This is a genomic window from Ruegeria arenilitoris, from assembly GCF_013035315.1.
GTDB classification, from domain to species: Bacteria; Pseudomonadota; Alphaproteobacteria; order Rhodobacterales; family Rhodobacteraceae; genus Ruegeria; species Ruegeria arenilitoris_D.
Genome location: NZ_WQHP01000007.1, coordinates 84,376 through 103,511 on the forward strand (window position 1 = coordinate 84,376; position 19,136 = coordinate 103,511).

At 58.2% G+C, this 19,136-nt stretch carries 17 protein-coding genes; 9 read left to right on the plus strand and 8 right to left on the minus strand.

Annotation, left to right across the window (positions count from 1 at the left end; genetic code table 11):
- The first annotated feature begins 29 nt into the window (after nucleotides 1-29).
- Entirely contained in the window at nucleotides 30-1,301 is a 1,272-nt protein-coding gene (locus GOV53_RS16035) for a PP2C family protein-serine/threonine phosphatase (RefSeq protein ID WP_170468258.1), read from the plus strand.
- On the opposite strand, the gene GOV53_RS16040 is transcribed toward GOV53_RS16035, so the two are convergent.
- Nucleotides 1,298-1,741 (minus strand): NUDIX hydrolase, encoded by a 444-nt coding sequence (locus GOV53_RS16040; protein ID WP_170468260.1) that lies wholly within the window; start codon nucleotides 1,739-1,741, stop codon nucleotides 1,298-1,300. The two genes, GOV53_RS16035 and GOV53_RS16040, sit on opposite strands and share 4 nt — an antisense overlap.
- A 76-nt stretch (nucleotides 1,742-1,817) precedes the next feature.
- Here GOV53_RS16040 and GOV53_RS16045 point away from each other — a divergent pair, with 76 nt between their 5' ends.
- The 8 genes from GOV53_RS16045 to GOV53_RS16080 all read left to right on the plus strand — a co-directional run bounded on the left by GOV53_RS16045 (nucleotide 1,818) and on the right by GOV53_RS16080 (nucleotide 11,040).
- A complete protein-coding gene (locus GOV53_RS16045) occupies nucleotides 1,818-2,795 on the plus strand; it encodes an Hsp33 family molecular chaperone HslO (protein WP_170468262.1) in 978 nt (325 codons plus the stop codon).
- Nucleotides 2,779-3,384, plus strand: a complete 606-nt coding sequence (locus GOV53_RS16050) for a CoA pyrophosphatase (RefSeq protein ID WP_170426270.1) — start codon at nucleotides 2,779-2,781, stop codon at nucleotides 3,382-3,384. The genes GOV53_RS16045 and GOV53_RS16050 overlap by 17 nt, the downstream gene beginning before the upstream one ends.
- Entirely contained in the window at nucleotides 3,381-4,565 is a 1,185-nt protein-coding gene (locus GOV53_RS16055; protein WP_170468264.1) for a CCA tRNA nucleotidyltransferase, read from the plus strand. Before GOV53_RS16050 ends, GOV53_RS16055 begins: the two co-directional genes overlap by 4 nt.
- A gap of 161 nt (nucleotides 4,566-4,726) precedes the next feature.
- Nucleotides 4,727-6,565, plus strand: coding sequence for an ABC transporter ATP-binding protein (locus tag GOV53_RS16060; protein WP_170468265.1), 1,839 nt, complete (start codon nucleotides 4,727-4,729; stop codon nucleotides 6,563-6,565).
- Complete coding sequence (locus GOV53_RS16065) at nucleotides 6,562-8,394, plus strand: ABC transporter ATP-binding protein (RefSeq protein ID WP_170468268.1); 1,833 nt, start codon at nucleotides 6,562-6,564, stop codon at nucleotides 8,392-8,394. Before GOV53_RS16060 ends, GOV53_RS16065 begins: the two co-directional genes overlap by 4 nt.
- A gap of 39 nt (nucleotides 8,395-8,433) precedes the next feature.
- A complete protein-coding gene (locus GOV53_RS16070) occupies nucleotides 8,434-9,663 on the plus strand; it encodes a class I SAM-dependent RNA methyltransferase (RefSeq protein WP_170468270.1) in 1,230 nt (409 codons plus the stop codon).
- Nucleotides 9,664-9,678: 15 nt separating this feature from the next.
- A complete protein-coding gene (locus tag GOV53_RS16075; protein ID WP_170468272.1) occupies nucleotides 9,679-10,464 on the plus strand; it encodes an ion transporter in 786 nt (261 codons plus the stop codon).
- Nucleotides 10,465-10,521: 57 nt separating this feature from the next.
- Nucleotides 10,522-11,040 (plus strand): L,D-transpeptidase family protein, encoded by a 519-nt coding sequence (locus GOV53_RS16080; protein WP_170468274.1) that lies wholly within the window; start codon nucleotides 10,522-10,524, stop codon nucleotides 11,038-11,040.
- Here the strand turns inward: GOV53_RS16080 and GOV53_RS16085 are convergent.
- The 7 genes from GOV53_RS16085 to cysQ all read right to left on the minus strand — a co-directional run bounded on the left by GOV53_RS16085 (nucleotide 11,024) and on the right by cysQ (nucleotide 19,022).
- On the minus strand, nucleotides 11,024-12,469 hold the full coding sequence (locus tag GOV53_RS16085; RefSeq protein WP_170468276.1) for a nodulation protein NodH: 1,446 nt from the start codon (nucleotides 12,467-12,469) through the stop codon (nucleotides 11,024-11,026). The two genes, GOV53_RS16080 and GOV53_RS16085, sit on opposite strands and share 17 nt — an antisense overlap.
- Before the next feature lie 6 nt (nucleotides 12,470-12,475).
- Nucleotides 12,476-14,176 carry a DUF5927 domain-containing protein gene (locus GOV53_RS16090; RefSeq protein WP_170468278.1) on the minus strand — a complete coding sequence of 567 codons (1,701 nt, stop codon included), beginning with the start codon at nucleotides 14,174-14,176 and terminating at the stop codon, nucleotides 12,476-12,478.
- Complete coding sequence (locus GOV53_RS16095) at nucleotides 14,173-15,159, minus strand: glycosyltransferase family 2 protein (RefSeq protein WP_170468280.1); 987 nt, start codon at nucleotides 15,157-15,159, stop codon at nucleotides 14,173-14,175. Before GOV53_RS16095 ends, GOV53_RS16090 begins: the two co-directional genes overlap by 4 nt.
- Before the next feature lie 146 nt (nucleotides 15,160-15,305).
- A complete protein-coding gene (locus GOV53_RS16100) occupies nucleotides 15,306-16,364 on the minus strand; it encodes a glycosyltransferase family 2 protein (RefSeq protein WP_437436798.1) in 1,059 nt (352 codons plus the stop codon).
- Nucleotides 16,365-16,371: 7 nt separating this feature from the next.
- Nucleotides 16,372-17,355 carry a UDP-glucose 4-epimerase GalE gene (gene galE / locus GOV53_RS16105; protein ID WP_170468282.1) on the minus strand — a complete coding sequence of 328 codons (984 nt, stop codon included), beginning with the start codon at nucleotides 17,353-17,355 and terminating at the stop codon, nucleotides 16,372-16,374.
- A 69-nt stretch (nucleotides 17,356-17,424) separates the two neighbouring features.
- On the minus strand, nucleotides 17,425-18,225 hold the full coding sequence (locus GOV53_RS16110) for a 3-deoxy-manno-octulosonate cytidylyltransferase (RefSeq protein WP_170468284.1): 801 nt from the start codon (nucleotides 18,223-18,225) through the stop codon (nucleotides 17,425-17,427).
- Nucleotides 18,225-19,022: a 3'(2'),5'-bisphosphate nucleotidase CysQ gene (cysQ, locus tag GOV53_RS16115; RefSeq protein ID WP_170468286.1), complete on the minus strand. Its 798-nt coding sequence runs from the start codon at nucleotides 19,020-19,022 to the stop codon at nucleotides 18,225-18,227. Before cysQ ends, GOV53_RS16110 begins: the two co-directional genes overlap by 1 nt.
- Nucleotides 19,023-19,136: the final 114 nt, after the last annotated feature.

Consider the following 19,136-nt stretch of genomic DNA (forward strand, 5'->3'; position numbering starts at 1 on the left):
CAATATGCGTTGCTGTGCAGAGGGTTAAGGTGGCAGAGGTCAGTCAGGCAGACACCAGATCGGAACAGGATTTTGGTGTAATTCAGAAGGTGCTTGTCGTTGACGACAGCCGCCTTCAGCGCCGCATTCTGGTCGCATCGCTCAAAAAATGGGGATTCGAGGTTCTCGAGGCCGACAGCGGGGACGCCGCCATCGAATTGTGCGCCACCGATCCGCCCGACCTTGTACTGAGCGATTGGGTCATGCCGGGGATGAGTGGGCTGGATTTCTGCAAAGCGTTTCGTGCGCTGGACAGCAAGCAATACAGCTATTTCATCCTGTTGACGTCAAAAAGCGAAAAACAAGAAGTAGCGCGGGGTCTGGATGCCGGTGCGGACGATTTTCTGATCAAACCGCTTGAGGCAGACGAGCTGCGCGCGCGTATTTCGGCCGGGGCGCGTATCTTGGGCATGCAGCGCGAGCTATCGCGCAAAAACCAGATGATCGAAAACGCGCTGGAAGAGCTGCGTGTGGCACATGATGCGATCGACAAAGATCTGATTCAGGCACGCAAGATCCAGGAATCTCTGGTGCCCGAGCTGACGCGCCAATTCGGCAAGTCCCAGGTCAGTATGTTGTTGAAAACCTGCGGGCATATCGGTGGTGACTTGGTGGGCATGTTCTCGCCGGGCGTTAACCGGTTGGGCTTCTACAGTATCGACGTGTCCGGCCACGGTATCACCTCGGCCATGATGACAGCGCGTTTGGGCAGTTACCTTTCCAGCAGCCATTTTGAACAAAACGTCGCTATGGAGCGGCGCTTTGACAAATTCTACGCGCTGTTGCCGCCCGAGCAGGTGGCCGAAACTCTGAACTCGCGGCTGATGGCAGATACTGGGATCGAAGAGTATTTCACGATGGTTTACGCCATCGTCGATTTGCGCAACGGGCATGTGAAAATGGTTCAGGCCGGGCATCCACACCCGTTGCTGTTGTGCCAAAATGGCAGAACCGAGTTTCTGGGTGAGGGCGGTTTGCCAATAGGTTTGTTGCCCGATGTCAGTTTTCAGCGGACCGAATTTTACATGCAGCCCGGCGATCGGCTTTTGTTGTTTTCAGACGGGTTCACGGAATGCGGTCTGGAAGATGGTAGCTTGCTGGAAGAAGAAGGTTTGCGTCAGATGGCGCTGGATTGCGGACCTGGGCGCGGCGGCACAGAGTTCTTGGACGACATGTTCTGGCGGCTGACCCAGGCGATGCCTCCAGGCAGTGGAATGGATGATGACGTCTCGGCCGTTTTTTTCGAGTACAACGGCCCCTAAAGTTGTTGCTCGTGCTGTGCAGCAAAATGGCGATCGCCCGCATTCCCCAACATCTGTGCTGCGTCAGCGGTGTCCATCCACAGGGCGTCGTGAAACGGCTCGGTCGGCGGGCCCACAGGCCGAACCGGGCGGGCGCGATAGATCAGGCAGACCTTTTCGGCCCAGAGATCGTATTCGGGCATGAAGGTGAACCGGCGAAAAGCCCCAATGCGACGCGGAGAGGCAATCAGCCAGCCCGTTTCCTCGAACACTTCGCGGTGCAGCGCGGTGATTGGTGATTCGCCGGGATCAATGCCGCCACCGGGCAGTTGCAGGTCGGGCCCGGGCTGTGTCTGGCAGGTTAGCAACAGGCTTCTGCCGCGGGGCAATAGTGCATAAACTCCGACCCTGCGCGTGTATTTTCGCCCGGCCTGAGGGGTTTCACCAAACCGTCTGATCATGTATGGCCCCTTACAACCCGAATAGTTCGACCTATATGCTGGCGGTATGCCAACCTGTGGCGTGTAAGGAAACCCCATGTCTCTTGGAACAAAAATCGCGTGGGACGATACCGTCCTGCCCTTTCAACTCGATGTCTCGGACATGCGCGGCCGCGTGGCCCGTCTGGATGGCGTGCTTGACGGCATCCTGAAGCAGCATGACTATCCCGAAAAGGTCGAAGCTCTGGTGGCCGAGATGGCCCTGCTGACTGCATTGATCGGCCAGACTGTATCGCTGCGCTGGAAGTTGTCGTTGCAGGTTCAGTCCAAAGGGGCGGTGCGCATGATTGCGACCGATTACTTTGCCCCCAAGACCGAGGGCGAACCGGCCCGTATCCGCGCCTACGCCAGTTTCGACCGGGATCGCCTGACCGACAGTGCGCCCTTCGACCAGGTCGGTGAAGGGTATTTTGCGATCATGATCGATCAGGGCGAAGGCACGCAGCCCTACCAAGGGATTACCCCGCTGGCCGGCGGGTCGCTAAGCGCTTGTGCTGAGGCGTACTTTGCCCAGTCCGAACAGTTGCCGACGCGGTTTTCGCTGAGCTTCGGCAAATCGACTGAACCCGGTTTCGGCGAACACTGGCGTGCGGGCGGAGTGATGCTGCAACACATGCCCAAAGCTTCGCCCTTTGTGGCGTCTGGCGAGGGTGACGGGAATATCCTGACAGCCAACGATCTGGTCGATGGTGATGAGGGTGAAAACTGGGGCCGCGTGAACATCCTGCTGGACACGGTCGAGGATCTGGAACTGATCGGCCCGTCTGTCGCGCCGACCGATCTCTTGATCCGCCTGTTTCACGAGGAACAGCCTCGGGTCTATGACGCGCAACCGGTACAGTTTGGCTGTACCTGTTCCGAAGACCGCGTGCGGCAAAGCCTGTCGATCTATTCGGCCAAGGACATCGAAAAGATGACCACGCCCGAAGGCAAGGTAACCGCTGATTGTCAGTTTTGCGGTGCACACTATGTGTTGGATCCCGCCACGGTCGGCTTTGATGCTGACGGCGCTTGATCCAACCGATCAGCTGAGGGCGGCCCTGCGCCGCCCCGGCCACGGGTCGAGCGATTTCGACCTGAATCCCGATTTTGTCCTACCCGAAGGGCGCAAATTGCGACCTGCCGGAGTACTGGTCCCGATCTCGGTCGCGGATGGCGCTCCGCGTTTGATCCTGACAAAACGATCGTCGGCTTTGAAACATCATCCGGGACAGATCGCCTTTCCCGGAGGCAAACAGGACGAAGGCGACGCGGATGTGACCGCAACGGCCTTGCGAGAAGCGCGCGAAGAGATTGGTCTGCCGCCCGAAATGCCCGAGGTTCTTGGCCACCTGCCTACACACGAGACAGTGACGTCTTTCACCGTCACACCGGTCATAGCGATCCTGCGCGAACCTTTCCAATCCGTGCCCGAACCGGGCGAAGTGGCCGAGGTGTTTTCGGTTCCACTTGAACATGTACTCAACCCTGCGAATTATATCGTCGAATCGCGCCGTTGGCGCGGGCAAAGACGGTATTATTTTACGGTACCTTTCGGCCCCTATTACATTTGGGGCGCAACGGCACGCATCCTGCGGGGATTGGCAGCACGGATCAACGAATGACGCAGATCACAGAAAGCTGGGTGTCCAAACCTGCAACGCAACGAGTGTGCAACGCGCTTACGGACACTGGTTTCCAGGCCCTGTTTGTGGGCGGGTGCGTGCGAAATGCGCTTTTGGGCGCACCTGTTTCGGATATCGACATCGCGACCGACGCGCGGCCGGACAAGGTCGTGGAACTGGCCGAAAAGGCTGGGCTCAAGGCGATTCCGACCGGGATCGAACACGGCACGATCACCGTGGTCAGCGAGGGCATCCCGCATGAGATCACGACCTTCCGCCGCGACGTGGAAACAGATGGCCGCCGCGCTGTAGTCGCGTTCTCGGATAGGGTTGAAGAGGATGCTGCACGTCGCGATTTCACAATGAACGCAATTTATGCGCGGCCTGATGGAACGGTTTTGGACCCTCTGACCGGGTTGCCGGATTTGCAGGCACGCCGCGTCCGCTTCATTGGCACCGCCGCAAACCGTATTCGCGAGGACTACCTGCGCTCTCTGCGGTACTTTCGATTTCATGCCTGGTACGGAGATACCGAGGCCGGGTTTGACCCTGACGCCCTGGATGCAATTGCGTCGAACCTTGAGGGGTTGGCGGGCCTGTCGCGCGAACGCGTCGGCGCAGAGCTTTTGAAGCTGTTGGGTGCCCCGGACCCCGCGCCTTCCGTGTCCACAATGCGCAGCGCCGGTGTTCTGGCGCAGGTCCTGCCGGGGGCAGATGATCGCGCTCTGGCCCCTTTGATCGCGCTGGAACAGCAAGCGGGCGCCGAACCGGAACCGATACGGCGGCTAGCAGCGATCGCGCCACCTGAGGTTGCCGAGACGCTACGCCTTAGCCGAGCACAGCTGCAACGCCTGACACGCATGCGGGATGAGGCAGCGGGCGTCGCGGGTTTTGCCGAGCTGGGGTTTCGCTATGGTGAAGAGAGCGGGTTAAGTGAGGCGCTGTTGCGCTGTGCATTTCTGGAACAGCCTTGGTTAGACTCGATTTCACACGAGCTGCGCTTGGGGGCGGCTGCAACGTTCCCGATCAAAGCCGCTGACCTGATACCTGATTTCACTGGCCCCGCACTGGGCAAGAAACTGGCTCAACTAGAGGCGCAATGGATCGCGTCAGGGTTCACACTGGACCGCGATGATCTGCTATCAGGCGAGGGTGACGTCTCAAAAAGGGATGACAAGTAAAAAAGATTGTGGTTACTTGCCCCTGTCACATGAATGGAGGGATGCGAATGTATTACGGGATCTGGGACAGCTAAGGCTGGAACACTTCGACCCGTAGGGGTGGTGTTCTGGCGCCATCTTTCTTCGCATGACTTATTTTCTGCTCAATCGGAGCACTCTCCATGTTTCGCTATTTCGAAAACCTCGTTGACCCTTTTGTTGACTACAAGGAAACCGACACACCTCCGACGCGGTTGTGGCCGTTCATGCTGGACTACTCGCAGCCATTTATGCGGGTGTTCTTCTGGGCAGGGCTGATCTCGATCATCGTTGCGGCGGTCGAAGTCGGTCTGATCTACTACATGGGGCGCGTTGTAGACCTGTTGTCAGGTCCCCCTGCCGAGGTTTGGCAGGCTCATGGCACCGAACTGATCCTGATGGCAGTGTTTGTTCTGCTGCTGCGTCCCATGCTGCATGTCGTCGACGTGCTGCTGCTGAACAACACGATCCTGCCGAACTTTGGTACGTTGATCCGCTGGCGGGCGCATAAGCACGTGCTGCGCCAATCGGTTGGGTGGTTCGAGAACGATTTTGCCGGGCGCATTGCGAACCGAATCATGCAGACGCCACCTGCCGCGGGTGAGGCCGTGTTTCAGGTGTTTGACGCCATCTCGTTCTCGATCGCCTATCTGATCGGCGCAGCGGTGTTGCTCATGGCGGCGGATCCGCGTCTGTTGTTGCCGCTGTTGATCTGGTTGGTGCTTTATGGGCTGCTGGTGCGCTGGACGGTTGCGCGGGTGGGTCCGGCGTCACAGGCGGCATCGGACGCGCGTTCGGCTGTGACGGGTCGAGTGGTCGACAGTTATACCAACATTCATTCGGTCAAGATGTTCGCACATGACGAGCAAGAGCTGGATTATGCCCGCGAGGCCATCGAGGAAACCCGCCGCACATTCCAGGTTGAGATGCGGATCTTCACTATCATGGACGCGGTTTTGGTCACCCTGAACGGTTTGCTGATCGTCGGTGTGGTCGGCTGGGCGATCGCCTTGTGGATGCAGGGCAGTGCGTCTGTCGGTGTGGTCGCGGCCGCGACCGCTCTGACATTGCGGCTGAACGCGATGACCGGTTGGATCATGTGGGCGTTGACCAGTTTCTTCCGCCAGCTTGGTGTTGTTGCCGAGGGGATGGAGACGATTGCCCAGCCCATCGACCTGCTGGACGCCCCGGATGCGAAGCCTCTGCAGTTAACCAATGGCCAGATCGACATTCAGGACCTCTCGCACCACTACGGGCGTAAAACCGGTGGTCTGGACCACATCAATCTGATCATTCATTCCGGTGAGAAGATTGGTTTGATCGGGCGGTCCGGTGCCGGGAAATCGACCCTGGTTAAGCTGCTTTTGCGGTTTTACGACGTGGAACAGGGTGCGATCCTGATCGACGATCAGAACATCGCCAAGGTCACGCAGGACAGTTTGCGCAGCCATATCGGCATGGTTCAGCAGGACAGCGCCCTGCTGCACCGGTCAGTGCGTGACAACATCCTGTATGGCCGTCCGGATGCGACCGAGGAACAGATGATCGCCGCGGCCAAACAGGCCGAGGCGCATGATTTCATCCTCGATCTGCAAGACCCGCAGGGGCGCACCGGTTATGACGCGCATGTGGGTGAGCGCGGCGTGAAGCTGTCCGGCGGGCAGCGGCAGCGGGTGACACTGGCGCGGGTGATCTTGAAAGACGCGCCGATCTTGTTGTTGGACGAGGCGACTTCTGCCCTAGATTCCGAGGTCGAAGCGTCGATTCAGGAAACTCTCTACGGCATGATGCAAGGTAAAACCGTGATCGCCATCGCCCACCGGCTCAGCACCATCGCGCAGATGGACCGCATTCTGGTCATGGATGGGGGTCGGATCGTGGAACAGGGCGGGCACTCCGAACTATTGGCTCATGGCGGTCTTTACGCCCAATTCTGGGCGCGGCAATCTGGGGGCTTCCTGAACCCGGAGGCCGCGGAATGAAGCTCGGCAACCTCATAGACCCATTTAAGAACATCGAAACGCCCCCGCCGCAAACGCTGGGGGCGTTCATTCGCTGGAGCCTGTCCGGCGCCTGGCCGATGATCTTTGTCGCGGCCTTCTTTTCGGCCATGGCCGGCGCGATGGAGGCGGGCACGGCCTGGGTGTTGGGATTGGTGATCGACCTTGCGACCACAAGTGGAGCCGAGAGCTTTTGGACCGCTGGCAATATCTGGATGATGTTGGCGGTGGTTGCGTTTTTCATGCTGCTGCGCCCGGCGTTGTTTGGCCTGTCAGCGTTCTCGAACGCTTATGTGGTCATGCCCAACATCACACCTCTGGTGCTGGCCAAGTTGAACCGATGGACGCTGGGCCAGTCCGTCACCTATTTCGATGACGATTTCGCGGGCCGGATCGCGCAAAAGCAGATGCAGACATCCAACGCGATGGCCTCGGTCGTGTCCGAAACGATCAGCGCGATTGTGTTCGCTTTGGCCTCTCTTGTGGGCTCTTTGCTTTTGTTAGGGTCGATTCACCCCTTGGTCATGTTGCCATTCACTGCATGGCTTGTGGTCTATTTCCTGTTGATCCGCTGGTATCTTCCGCGCATCCGCGAACGCTCGGCGGCGCGGGCCGGAGCGCGGGCGATGGTGTCGGGGCAGGTGGTTGACACGATCACCAACATCAAGACCGTCAAGCTGTTCGCCCATTCCCAATTTGAAGATCGGGCCGCACGGAACTCGATGGTTGATCTTCGGGAAAAGATGCTGGCTTTTGGCAGCTTATCCGCCAGCTTCCGCTTTATCCTGATGGTGCTGGCCGGGGTTTTGCCAGTTATTCTGATCGGTGCCACCTTGGGGCTTTGGCAAGCTGGCGCGGCCACTGCGGGGGATATTGTGGCGGCGGGGGCCGTGTCGATCCGGATCGCTCAGATGACGGGTTGGGTCAGTTTCACTCTGATGGGCCTTTACGCGAATGTGGGCGAGATCGAGAACGGTATGAAAACGCTGGCCAAGCGTGAACGGGTCGAAGATCAGGCCGGTGCGACGGACCTGTCCGTACCCAATGGTCAAATCGATTTTGATCATGTCAGCTTTTCTTACGGACGAGATGTCGGCGGCGTTTCGGATGTGAAAATCACGGTCCACCCCGGCGAAAAGCTGGGCATTGTCGGGGCGTCGGGCGCTGGTAAATCGACCTTGGTGTCGCTGCTACTGCGCCTGTATGACGGCGAAAAGGGCGCAATCCTGATCGATGATCAGGACGTCTCCAAGGTGACTCAGGACAGTTTGCGCCGCCAGATCGGCATGGTCACGCAGGAAACGGCTATGTTCAACCGCTCGGCCCGCGAGAACATTCTGTATGGTCGCCCCGACGCATCTGAAGACGAAATGATCGAGGCCGCCAAGAAGGCCGAAGCGCATGAGTTCATCCTAAGCCTTGAGGATGCACAAGGGCGCAAGGGATATGACGCGCATCTGGGCGAGCGTGGTGTGACGTTGAGCGGTGGTCAGCGTCAGCGGATCGCCCTGGCACGTGCCATTCTCAAGGACGCGCCCATTTTGGTGCTGGACGAGGCAACCTCGGCATTGGATTCCGAGGTTGAGGCGTCGATCCAGACCGCCTTGCATCGGGTGATGCAGGGCAAAACCGTGCTGGCAATTGCGCATCGCCTGTCCACGCTCAGCGAGATGGACCGGATCATCGTTCTGGATCAGGGCCGTATTGTCGAGGTCGGCACTCATGACGCCTTGCTGGATCAGGGTGGGCTGTATGCACGGTTCTGGCATCGCCAGTCGGGTGGGTTCATTCAGGCAGAAGCTGCGGAATAAGGGTTTTGTTGTGGGCCAAGCCCCGCTATCAGGCCCCTCATGACGCAGACCTTTACCATTACCCGCCTCGGCCATCAGGGCGACGGTATCGCTGATGGCCCTATTTACGCTCCTCGCACTTTGCCGAGTGAAGTGGTCACGGGCACGTTAGTGGGTCAGGTTCTCAGCGGTATTCGTGTCGAAACGCCCTCGGACCAGCGAGTCAAGGCACCGTGTCGGCACTACAAATCCTGCGGCGGATGCCAGTTGCAGCACGCCGCAGATGCGTTTGTAGCCGATTGGAAGGTCGAAGTGGTTCGAACCGCGCTGGCGGCGCAAGGGATTGAGGCCGAGATGCGCCCAATCCACACCTCGCCGGAACGGTCACGCCGCAGGGCAACGATTGCAGTACGGCGGACGAAAAAGGGTACGCTGGCCGGGTTCCATGGCCGCGCCTCGGACACGATCACCGAGATTCCCGACTGCCATCTGTTGGACCCCGCTCTTATCGATGCCATTCCTGTGGCCGAAGCGTTGGCCGTTCTGGGCGGCAGCCGCAAGGGTGTGCTGGCCGTTACGATGACCCTGTCCGAAAGCGGGCTGGATGTGGCAGTCAAGGGCGGCAAGCCCCTGGATGGTCCGCTGGAGCTGGCACTGGCGCAAGCGACAGAAAAGCATGGTCTGGCGCGGCTCAGCTGGGACGGGGAAGTCATTGCCATGCGTGAGCCACCGGTTCAACGCTTTGGTCAGGCCGGTGTTGTCCCACCACCCGGCGCGTTTCTGCAGGCCACCAAAGATGGAGAACAGGCTCTGTTAAAGGCGGTTTGCCAAGCAGTGGGGGCGTCCAAACGTATCGTTGACCTGTTCGCGGGCAGCGGCACGTTCTCACTCCCCTTGGCCGAGAATGCCGAGGTTCATGCTGTCGAAGGTGAGGCCGCTATGACGCAGGCGTTGGATCAGGGATGGCGCAGAGCGCAGGGCCTCAAGCGGGTGACGACCGAGGCGCGCGATCTGTTCCGGCGTCCGCTGATGCCGGACGAGCTAAAATCCTTTGATGCGGTGGTGATCGACCCGCCGCGCGCGGGCGCCGAGGCGCAGGTGGCCGAGCTGGCGCAGGCCTTGCGCCCGGTGATTGCCTATGTGTCCTGCAACCCGGTGACATTTGCCCGCGACGCAAAAAACCTGGTTAACGCCGGGTATACCCTTGAATGGGTACAAGTCGTTGACCAATTTCGATGGTCGTCACACACCGAACTCGCCGCTCGGTTCACTTTGAACCCAAAAACCTGACAGGAGACCACCCGAATGGGGATCGCCCAACGCTTGCTACCCATTATCGAAGCGCCGATTTTCGGGAAATTCATCACCGGTGTGATCATGTTCAATGCGGTCCTGTTGGGGATGGAGACATCGCCAACACTGATGGAGATCGCTGGTCCGGCTATCGTTTTGCTCGACAAACTGTGCCTTGCCATCTTCGTCGCAGAAATCGCCATGAAGCTGGTTGCCACCGGGCGAAGGTTCTTCACCAGCGGTTGGAATGTCTTTGATTTCGTGATTGTGGGTGTGGCCCTTGTACCCAGCGCGGGCGCGCTATCCGTTCTGCGGGCGTTGCGGATTCTGCGGGTTTTGCGGGTGATTTCGGTCGCGCCACGCCTGCGTCGCGTGGTCGAAGGATTCATCTCGGCCCTGCCTGGCATGGCAAGCGTGTTCCTTCTGATGGCGATCCTGTTCTACATCGGCGCGGTAATCTCGACCAAACTGTTCTCGCAATCCTTCCCGGATTGGTTCGGCGATCTGGGTCTTTCGGCCTATACGCTGTTCCAGATCATGACGCTGGAAAGCTGGTCCATGGGTATCGTGCGTCCGGTGATGGAGGTCTACCCCTACGCCTGGCTGTTCTTTGTCCCGTTCATCATGGTCACCACTTTTGCCGTGGTGAACCTGTTGGTTGGTTTGATCGTGAATTCGATGCAGGATGCCCACCACGCCGAGGACGAAGTTAAAACCGATGCCTATCGTGATGAGGTCCTGGAGCGGCTGGAAAGCATCGAGCGCCGCCTGACCGAGCAGCAATACATCAAAAAGTGATTTCAGTTTTTCCGTTTTCTGGCATAATACCCAAAAAAAGAGCAGCAGGCAGTGAACATGGATCGTCGAGCATTTGGATTGGGCGCAATGGCAACGCTGAGCCTCTCAGCTTGCGCCTCGGCTAGCCCCAGATTTCTGACTTATGATGGACCCGAGGTGACCTCATTGGTCATCAATAAGAGTGCGCGGAAGCTATATCTTTTGCACCACGAGAAAATCCTGAAGGAATACAGGGTCGATCTTGGCTTTGCGCCCAACGGAACCAAAACCAAAAAGGGTGATGGTCGTACGCCGGAAGGCACATACCTGATCGACCGCCGCAACCCGAACAGCCGCTATCACCTGTCGCTGGGAATTTCGTATCCGAATTCGGAAGATATCGCACAAGCCAAGGCCGCCGGAGTTCATCCGGGCGGTGATATCTTTATCCATGGACAGCCGAACCGTCGCAAAGAGCGTAAGCGCGCCAAAAAGACGCCGGATTGGACCGCAGGCTGCATCGCCGTCAAGAATGACGAGATGGAAGAGATCTATTCGATGGTCAGCCGGGGCACACTGATCACTCTGCGCCCTTAAGCGGTTTCCAAGCGTCAAATCCGAATTGCACATAGTCTTGCTGGTATGCCTCGGCGACCAGCGCTTCGAGCTTGTCGTCATAGATGTCGGCGAGGGTGAACGGAGTATCAGGCGCGGCCGATTCCGGTTTGGGCGGGTTGGTGTGCCCCATTCGCCGTGCAAGATCAGGCAGAGCCGTGATGATTTCATCCTCACGCAGGATCAGGTCTGGATGGGCAAACCCCGCAAACGCTTCCAACGCGCGGGATTGGCTGCACCAGGACCCATCCACGCGCACGGACGTTTGCAGGGCCAAGTTCTGGCGTAGAAACGTCAGGAACGCAGAAAACGCTTCGTAATGCTGCTCGACTGGATAGTTTCCGTCACGCAGCTGACCTGGGATCGGGACCTTTAGTCGGTTGCGCAGAAAGTGTCGGATTTTCAGATAAGCGCCGGGTCCGGTGTTCAGGATATGGCGGCAAAACGCATGGTGGGCCCGTGCCAATGGATGCTGCAATACTGTGAACTTCCGATGCCCGGGATGGGTTTGAAGCCAGTGACGCGTCTGCCTTCTGTTCTGGTTTGTCAGCAAGCCGTCAACGCTTATGGCATCCAGCGCAGCCATCCAGTTTGTGACCGGTCCCTCAGTTCCACCGCGAATTGGCATGAACATAAGTGGCGTCTTTGGAGTCGCGATGTAATTCGCAACGATGGGACGCCTGCGCGGTTCAAAATTCGGCGCAGCGTGCAAGTTGAAGCTGTCGATCTGTGAAAGGGCCTGCTCCATCTCGTCCGGGTTTGTCACCTTGGCCAGTGCCCGATCAGGGTTCTGCGGTTTGAGTGTATCGTCAATCGCCGACAACCTGCCGGAGACGCCCAGCCACGCAGCCAACCCGTTCAGAATATCGATCTGATTCAAGTCGTCATAGGTGATGTGAAAAGGCACCTGGCCGCTTTTCTGCAAGTGGTGCGTAAGGGACAGATGAAACTCCTGCTGGCGGTTCAGGTATTTGACAAAAGCCTCGGCATCGAAATCGACCTGCGCTTCGCGCCGACGTTTGATGTTCTTGAGCTGCCACTGCTTGGTCTCACGCGCAATTTTCAACGAGATATAGCTGTCCACCGGATTGCGCGTCAGAATGATCTTGGCGCAGCGGGGATCATTCAAAACAGGCTCTAACACGCGTTGATCGTGGCCTTGAAAAAAGCGAAACCCGTTCATTTCGCCCGGGGCCTGACGGATCGCCTGCAGCAGTGCCGCAGGATCGTCATCGCGTTGTTCCAGCGTGATGCCCAGCAACTCTTCGGATTTCAGTCGACCGATGAAATGGGGATTAAACGCCTCACCATAGCCCGTGACGCCCTCAATCGCATTCAGGTTGGCCTCAAGCAGGTTGGACCCGGTGCGCATGGCCGCAATGATGATGAAATAGTCGAATTGGGGCGTCATACCGGTCTATTGCACCAGATAGGGTTTTTGGTACGGCCGAACCCGGTTGGAAAAAACGTCATCCGGTGGGAAATCGCCCATCAGATAGGGATGCATGCCTTGGTTCTTGAGGTTCTGCAGGAATTGGCCAAACCCCGTCAAATCGACCATCTTGGGCGCTTCGGTCAGGTGGCTTGTGGGTGTCAAACCGGTCTCTTCAACCACGGTCTGCAGCGGCTCGCCCGGTGCTTCGACGAAATCTGCCAGCGACCAGGTGCGGACACGAGCTTTGGTCCAGACAGAGGATAAGACTTCCAGCTGTTTGGTTTCGATCTGTTGCAGGCGGGCGGCCTCAGCCCGGATATCGGCGAAATTCCTGTTCGACCGGAACAACGGAATGGCCCAGGCCCCCGTAATGACCGAGATTTGGGCGTTCTTATCCCGAGCCAAAAACCAGTTGATCTTTTGCGTGTCCGCTGGGCCGAACTGAAAACACTGCATTTCGCCACGCGTGTTCCAGATCAGGTTCGAAATGAACGCCGTTGCGTTATAATCTCGCAGCGTTGCGCAATCGCTGAGACCGCCGTTGATGATGGTTTCCCCTCCGGCGAACTGGGCGCGATCCGGGGCGAAAAGATGGCCGTGAACCCGAGTACCGGTGACGTTTGCAAGCCAGGGCTCAAAATCCTCAAACAGTTCGGTAAAGCCCTGAAAGACCGCGTAAGGCGACGAGGTCAGCCCGTTTTCATTGCCATGCCGGGGAAAGCGGCTTTGCATATACAGGCCGTCGCGCCCACGTGTCCGCCGTTCAACCGCTTTGGAAAAGACCCGGTCGATCTTGCTTGGGTTAGGTTCTGTAGGTCTCATTGCTCCGGCCTGATCGGTCAGAAATGCCTGATACAGACGATCCGCGCTGGGCCAGACTTTGCGGGCCACAAAACAGTCCGACCTGCGCAGCAACTGCAAATGGTCGTCGTAGAAAATATGCGGGCGGCCCTGATAGTCGAACTTGGACAAAGTCAGGGACCGGCTTTCGATATGGGTGGAATACAGCCGGGCCAGTGTCTGGAAATAGCTTTCATCCGGGATCCAGACGCGTCGGAAATACCGATCATAAACTTTTCGGTTAGGGTCCTGCAGGATTGCCGAAAGGGTTTGGCGGGTCAGGCACCACCACTGGCTGCCCATATGCGGGACGAGACCTTCGGGGATGCGGCGGCGGATACCAAGCGCGCGCTGCAGCTTCACATAGCCATCAAACAGTTTACGCTGTTTGCGCCAGGAAAAGGGGAAACGCAGGGTAAATCGTTCCTGATCCAACCCTCCGATCGTCCAGCTGACGTCTGCGGTCGTTGCGCTTTCGATGAAATCCACGCGCGGTCGGGCGGCCAGATAGTTCACCAGCTCATCCACCGGTCGCAGCGGCAGACAAGCGCCGGAAGACAGATAGATGTGGTGCACATCTGGAAAGGTCTCAAGCATCAGCGCCGCAGCAGATTGCGAGGCGGCAACGATGCCCCATCCCCCCCAGTTACAAACGTGGCGGTCCGAAAACCTTATCAGTGGATCATCGGCACAGGCAGCAACAAAGTCATCGTAGGTCTTATTCGACACCTTGCGATCCACGTGGATCACCACCGGACACCCCGAGGCCGTCCAATGCCGCGCGACCTGTCCGGCGCGGTTCAGCGCGGTGTGGACCAGCATGATGACGCCAAGACCGCTCATGCCCAATTTCCTTTCGACATGAGGCCCAGGATCTCAAGCTGCCGCCAGTTGATGTAGGTTTCGGATGTGTCGCACCAGAATACCGGTTTGTCCTGCAGTTGCTCGGCATAGGCGCGGTACTCGCCCGAGCCGCGGTAGTGTTGGCCGCGCTCCAACTCTTCGCGGGCCTTGTCGCTGAGCGTGCTGATCAGTTTGGCATGCAGCAAGCCGCCGCTTGTTTTTTCGCCGCCCCACTCGTCATAGACTTGGTTCAATCCGCGTGGCAGCAGCGAATGGGTCGAACTGACATAGACATAGCGCCTGTCCCACTTCACCAGCGGGATCTTGTTCAGCGCAGGGGCTTTTTTGGGAGTCTCTTTAAAGAACACCCGCGCCCGCGGTCCGCCCTGAATCCAGAGATTTCCGTAAGTTGGATTCTTGGTGATCGTATAGTTTCCGGTATCAAACCACTTGGCGATTTCGAACGGGTTTTGCCCTTCGGTATAGATCGCGTCTTCGACCGGTCCTTCGGGGTACATATCAATCAGCATCGCGCTGAAACTGCGCACGGCGCATCCATCCAGCCAGTCTGTCAGCGCTCGGATAGGACGAGTGTCGCAGAACGGGTAGATAAAGAATTCGTCCGGATCGACCGTCAGCACCCAGTGGCGATGGGCAAATTTGCGCAGCAAGTAATTCGACCAGTCGACACCAAAGCTTGCACGCTTATAGCTTGCGTCCGCCCGCCAGACCGACACGTCGGGTTGAGCCGCCAGATACTCGCCCGAGCCGTCCTCGCTGTTGTTGTCCACGAACAGAAAGTGATTGATGCCCAGCTTGCGGTAGTAGTCCAGAAAATACGGCAGGCGAATTTTCTCGTTCCGTATCACGCTGACCAAAAGGATGTCTTTGCGTCGTATCTGGTCTGTTCTAACAGATACCGGTGCCAGGTCGCGCCGTCTTCGAAGGCAGCGCAAGATACGGCGCTTGCGCCGCAGTCTCATCCGGTATGAATCCAATAGGCCCACGCGACTGCCCAACCTTTTCCCTAACGCGAGCGTGCCCGGGGTCTGAACAAGCCAGAGTGGTGCCGGACAATTGCCGTTTTATGCCATTTTTACATCTTTCGAAGCAACGACTTTAAAAACCGTTAGTCCGAGCTGTGACTTTCCCAGTTGATTGTGCCCATCAGACCCTCACGCTGCAGGTCTCTCCACCCGGTGTAAGGTTTCGAGTCTGCAGTCCACATCACTGGCCGCTGACTTGTTTTGTCGTAGTAATCCGCAAACTGATCCGGGTCGTGAAAGTGCTGACGGCGCTGTTTTTCGATCTGTGATTTTTCCACGACCTCGGGCAGGAATTTGGTGTGCAGTAAAACGCCCGACGGGGATACGTCGTTTGGGCCTGCGTATGCAGCGTTCAGGTGGCGCGGCAGGGCGGAATGGCACGAGTTCACATACGCATAGCGCCGCGACCAGCGGACCAAGGGTATCTTGTTCAGGGTCGGTGACTGGCGTGGGGCATCGGCAAAGAACATGCGTTCACGTGCTCCGCCTTGGACCCAAAGGTTGCCCAGCGGGCATTGCCGGGTGGTCCGGTAGGGGCCTGCATCAAACCACCCGACTACCCGGGTCGGGTCGGTTTGCGGATCGTAGCTGTCTGCGCCCAGCGGACCCTTGGGGTACAGGTCCAGCATGAGCGCGCCAAATGCCGCACGCCCCTGTCCGTCCAACCAATGCGTCAGATCGCGCAGGGGCCGTGCCTCGTGATCGGGGTAGATCAGCAACTCATCGGCATCGACCATCAGGCACCAATGGTCATTGCCGTAGCGCATCTGCAGCCATGTCAGCCAATCCAACCCATAGCGCGACGCACGATAGCTGTCTTGGGTCTGCCATAGCGACACGTCTGGTTGATCGTTCAGATAGGCGACCGAACCGTCGTCGCTGCCATTGTCGACGACTAGAAAGTGGTCGACACCAAGTGCACGGTAGTGGTGCAGGAACCAGGGTAGTCGGGTGACCTCATTGCGCAGAGTGGTAAAGGCGAGAATGTCATTTGGCCCGATATTCTGCGTGCGATCCACCAGACACGACAGTTGATGGCGGCTGCGAAAGGACCGCCACAACAGACGCCGTCGTTTCAGTCGCAACCGGTACATTTGCACCCATGAGATGGGCGGAAGCGTATCTTCCTTTGTACCGGTCACGGTTGCCTCATTTGTCGTAGTGGCCGTTCTGGTGCCAGCGCCACGCGTCGGCAATCATTGTCTCTAACGTGGACTTTTTCGGTGTCCAGCCCAGCTCTTGTCCGGCTCGGACCGATCCTGAGACCAGCTTGGTGCAATCCCCAGCCCGCCGCGGTCCAACGGTGTAAGGGACGTCGCGATTGGTGACCGCTTTGGAGTGGCTGATCACTTCCATTACTGAAAAGCCCGACCCGGTTCCAAGGTTGAACACGCGGCTTCCTTTGCCCTGTTCCAGCCAATTCAGCCCAAGGACGTGGGCGTCGACCAGATCACATACATGGACATAGTCTCGGATGCAGGTGCCGTCGGGCGTGTCGTAATCCGTTCCAAACACTGTCAGCCCATCGCGCTTGCCGTCGATGGCGTCCAGCATCAGCGGCACCAGATGGGTTTCGGGGCGGTGGAACTCGCCCACCTCTCCGTCCGGGTCTGCGCCAGCTACGTTAAAATAGCGGAAGATTACGTGGTTCAGCCCATGCGCGGCCCCGAAATCGCGCAGGATGTCTTCGATCGCTCGTTTCGAAGCACCGTAAGCGTTCAGCGGCAGTTGCGGCGTATCCTCATCAAGCACCACATTGTCGTGCTCGCCATAAGTGGCGCAGGTGGAAGAGAAAACAAAGTTCAGGCATCCCGCCGCCACTGCTGCTTCGATCAGGGTCAAAGAGCCGGTCACGTTGTTCGACCAGTATTTTCCGGGCTCTGACATCGCCTCGCCGACTTGGCTGAGGGCGGCGAAATGCATCACTGCCACGGGTTCATATTTGGCGAATACGTCATCCAGCCGGGCGCGGTCCAAAAGATCGCCCTGCTCGAACGGGCCAAACTTCACCGCGTCCTCCCAACCGGTGATGAGATTGTCGAAGGTCACGGGCGTGTATCCGACCTGCGACAATGCCTTGCAGGCGTGGGATCCGATGTATCCGGCACCGCCGGTGACCAGGATATTCTTCATTCTTTGTTCCAGACTGTAGCTCAATGTCCCACTAGACGTTCTTGCTGTGGCTTGCAGGGGGAAAAACGGTCATTCCAACCCCATGGCGGCCATCATTTCTTCCAGTTTTGGCACGTCCTGAGGATTGTTGAGCTCCCAGAACTGACGCCCTTTCGCCTCGACTTCGACGCAGAGAACTTTGCGACCGTTTTCCATGAAACGCAGCTGTTCCAGACCTTCCAGTTGCTCCAGCGGTCCCACAGGCCACGTTGGGTACGCGGCCAGCGCATCGGGGCGATAGGCATAGACACCAACATGGTGGAACACGGGCGTGGATGCATCGCCCGCGAAGGTCTCGGCGGTGAAGGGAACCACTTCTTTCGAAAAGTACATCGCGCTGTGGTCAGCGGCAAAGACGGCCGTGGTGCCTCCGACGCGCCCATGTTTGCGGTCATTCAGCAAGCTGTTCAGCGCATCGCCGTCACAACGTAGAACTGGCGTAGCGACCCCGGCTTCGGGCGCGGCGCGCAGACCGGCGATCAAGTCTTCAACGAACCAGTGCGGTGTCAATGGCGCATCGCCCTGCAAGTTCACAACGATGTCAAAGCCCGAGCCGAGCGCCTCATGTGCTTCGGCGCAGCGTTCGGTACCGTTTCCGCAGGATTCCGAGGTCATCACAACTTCGGCCCCGAAGCCTTCGGCGACGTCGCGGATGCGGTCGTCGTCGGTGGCAACGACCACCTTATCTACTCCAGATACGGAACAGGCGGCGCGCCAGGATCGCTCGATCAGCGTCATGGCGTTGCCATTTGCGCCTGTTAGAGGAACGAGAGGTTTTCCGGGATAGCGGGTCGAAGCATAGCGCGCGGGGATGGCAATAAGAACGGACATCAGGCTTCCTTCAATTCAACACCCGGAGCGTAGGCGATAAAGAACGGGTTTGCATAGCCGTCCTTGCCATAGGTAAGCGGCGTGTGGTCGTCAAAGCGGACAACCTTACCGCCGGCACCGGCCAAAACGGCATGGCCTGCGGCGGTGTCCCATTCCATTGTGCGACCCACACGGGGATACAGGTCGGCCTCACCCGTCGCCACCAGACAGAACTTCAGCGACGAACCCGCGCTTTTGCTGTCCTGAACCTGGTATTTGTTGATGTAATCCTCGGTCGCCTGATCACGATGGGATTTGGAAGCCACGATCAAAAGCGCTGAATTGTCCGGTTTAGACACTGAAATCGGAGTGACTTCGCCAACGGTTTCTTTGTCCAACGCACCGGTTTCTTCGACCGCCTGACCATTGGCCTGAGTATAGAACATCCGGCCCCGTGCGGGCGCATAGACAACGCCGCGCGTCGGAACCCCGTTTTCGACCAGCGCGATGTTGACCGTGAAATCGCCACGCCGGTTTATGAATTCTTTGGTGCCGTCCAACGGGTCAACGATCAGGAACGTCTCACCCTTCTCGGAATGCGAAGCGGCCTGTTCCTCGGTCACCAGCAAAATATCCGGGAAGGCGGCGCGCAGACCGGCCGAGATCAATGCATCCGCTGCCTCGTCCGCCTCGGTCACGGGGCTGGCATCGGATTTGACTTTGACGTCGAAGTCATCTGCCTCATAAATCTGCATGATCGTGTCCCCGGCTTCCAGCGCCAGACGTCTGATTACGGGGATAAGGGCGTCATAGGTCACAAAAATGCTCCGTTCCTGAGGTTTATTGATTGAAATTCCTGACGGCCTTATGATGCGGCGGTTACGGAACGGCAAGAAATTCGTGGCAAGTTGCAGGCAATTCAGCGGGAAAGA

Bases quoted from the DNA above. Each gene is read 5' to 3' on its own strand.
- GOV53_RS16040 (WP_170468260.1), bottom strand. From the start codon at position 1,741: ATGATCAGACGGTTTGGTGAAACCCCTCAGGCCGGGCGAAAATACACG.
- GOV53_RS16045 (WP_170468262.1), top strand. From the start codon at position 1,818: ATGTCTCTTGGAACAAAAATCGCGTGGGACGATACCGTCCTGCCCTTT.
- GOV53_RS16050 (WP_170426270.1), top strand. From the start codon at position 2,779: ATGCTGACGGCGCTTGATCCAACCGATCAGCTGAGGGCGGCCCTGCGC.
- GOV53_RS16055 (WP_170468264.1), top strand. From the start codon at position 3,381: ATGACGCAGATCACAGAAAGCTGGGTGTCCAAACCTGCAACGCAACGA.
- GOV53_RS16060 (WP_170468265.1), top strand. From the start codon at position 4,727: ATGTTTCGCTATTTCGAAAACCTCGTTGACCCTTTTGTTGACTACAAG.
- GOV53_RS16065 (WP_170468268.1), top strand. From the start codon at position 6,562: ATGAAGCTCGGCAACCTCATAGACCCATTTAAGAACATCGAAACGCCC.
- GOV53_RS16070 (WP_170468270.1), top strand. From the start codon at position 8,434: ATGACGCAGACCTTTACCATTACCCGCCTCGGCCATCAGGGCGACGGT.
- GOV53_RS16075 (WP_170468272.1), top strand. From the start codon at position 9,679: ATGGGGATCGCCCAACGCTTGCTACCCATTATCGAAGCGCCGATTTTC.
- GOV53_RS16080 (WP_170468274.1), top strand. From the start codon at position 10,522: ATGGATCGTCGAGCATTTGGATTGGGCGCAATGGCAACGCTGAGCCTC.
- GOV53_RS16085 (WP_170468276.1), bottom strand. From the start codon at position 12,469: ATGACGCCCCAATTCGACTATTTCATCATCATTGCGGCCATGCGCACC.
- GOV53_RS16090 (WP_170468278.1), bottom strand. From the start codon at position 14,176: ATGAGCGGTCTTGGCGTCATCATGCTGGTCCACACCGCGCTGAACCGC.
- GOV53_RS16095 (WP_170468280.1), bottom strand. From the start codon at position 15,159: ATGAGACTGCGGCGCAAGCGCCGTATCTTGCGCTGCCTTCGAAGACGG.
- galE (WP_170468282.1), bottom strand. From the start codon at position 17,355: ATGAAGAATATCCTGGTCACCGGCGGTGCCGGATACATCGGATCCCAC.
- GOV53_RS16110 (WP_170468284.1), bottom strand. From the start codon at position 18,225: ATGTCCGTTCTTATTGCCATCCCCGCGCGCTATGCTTCGACCCGCTAT.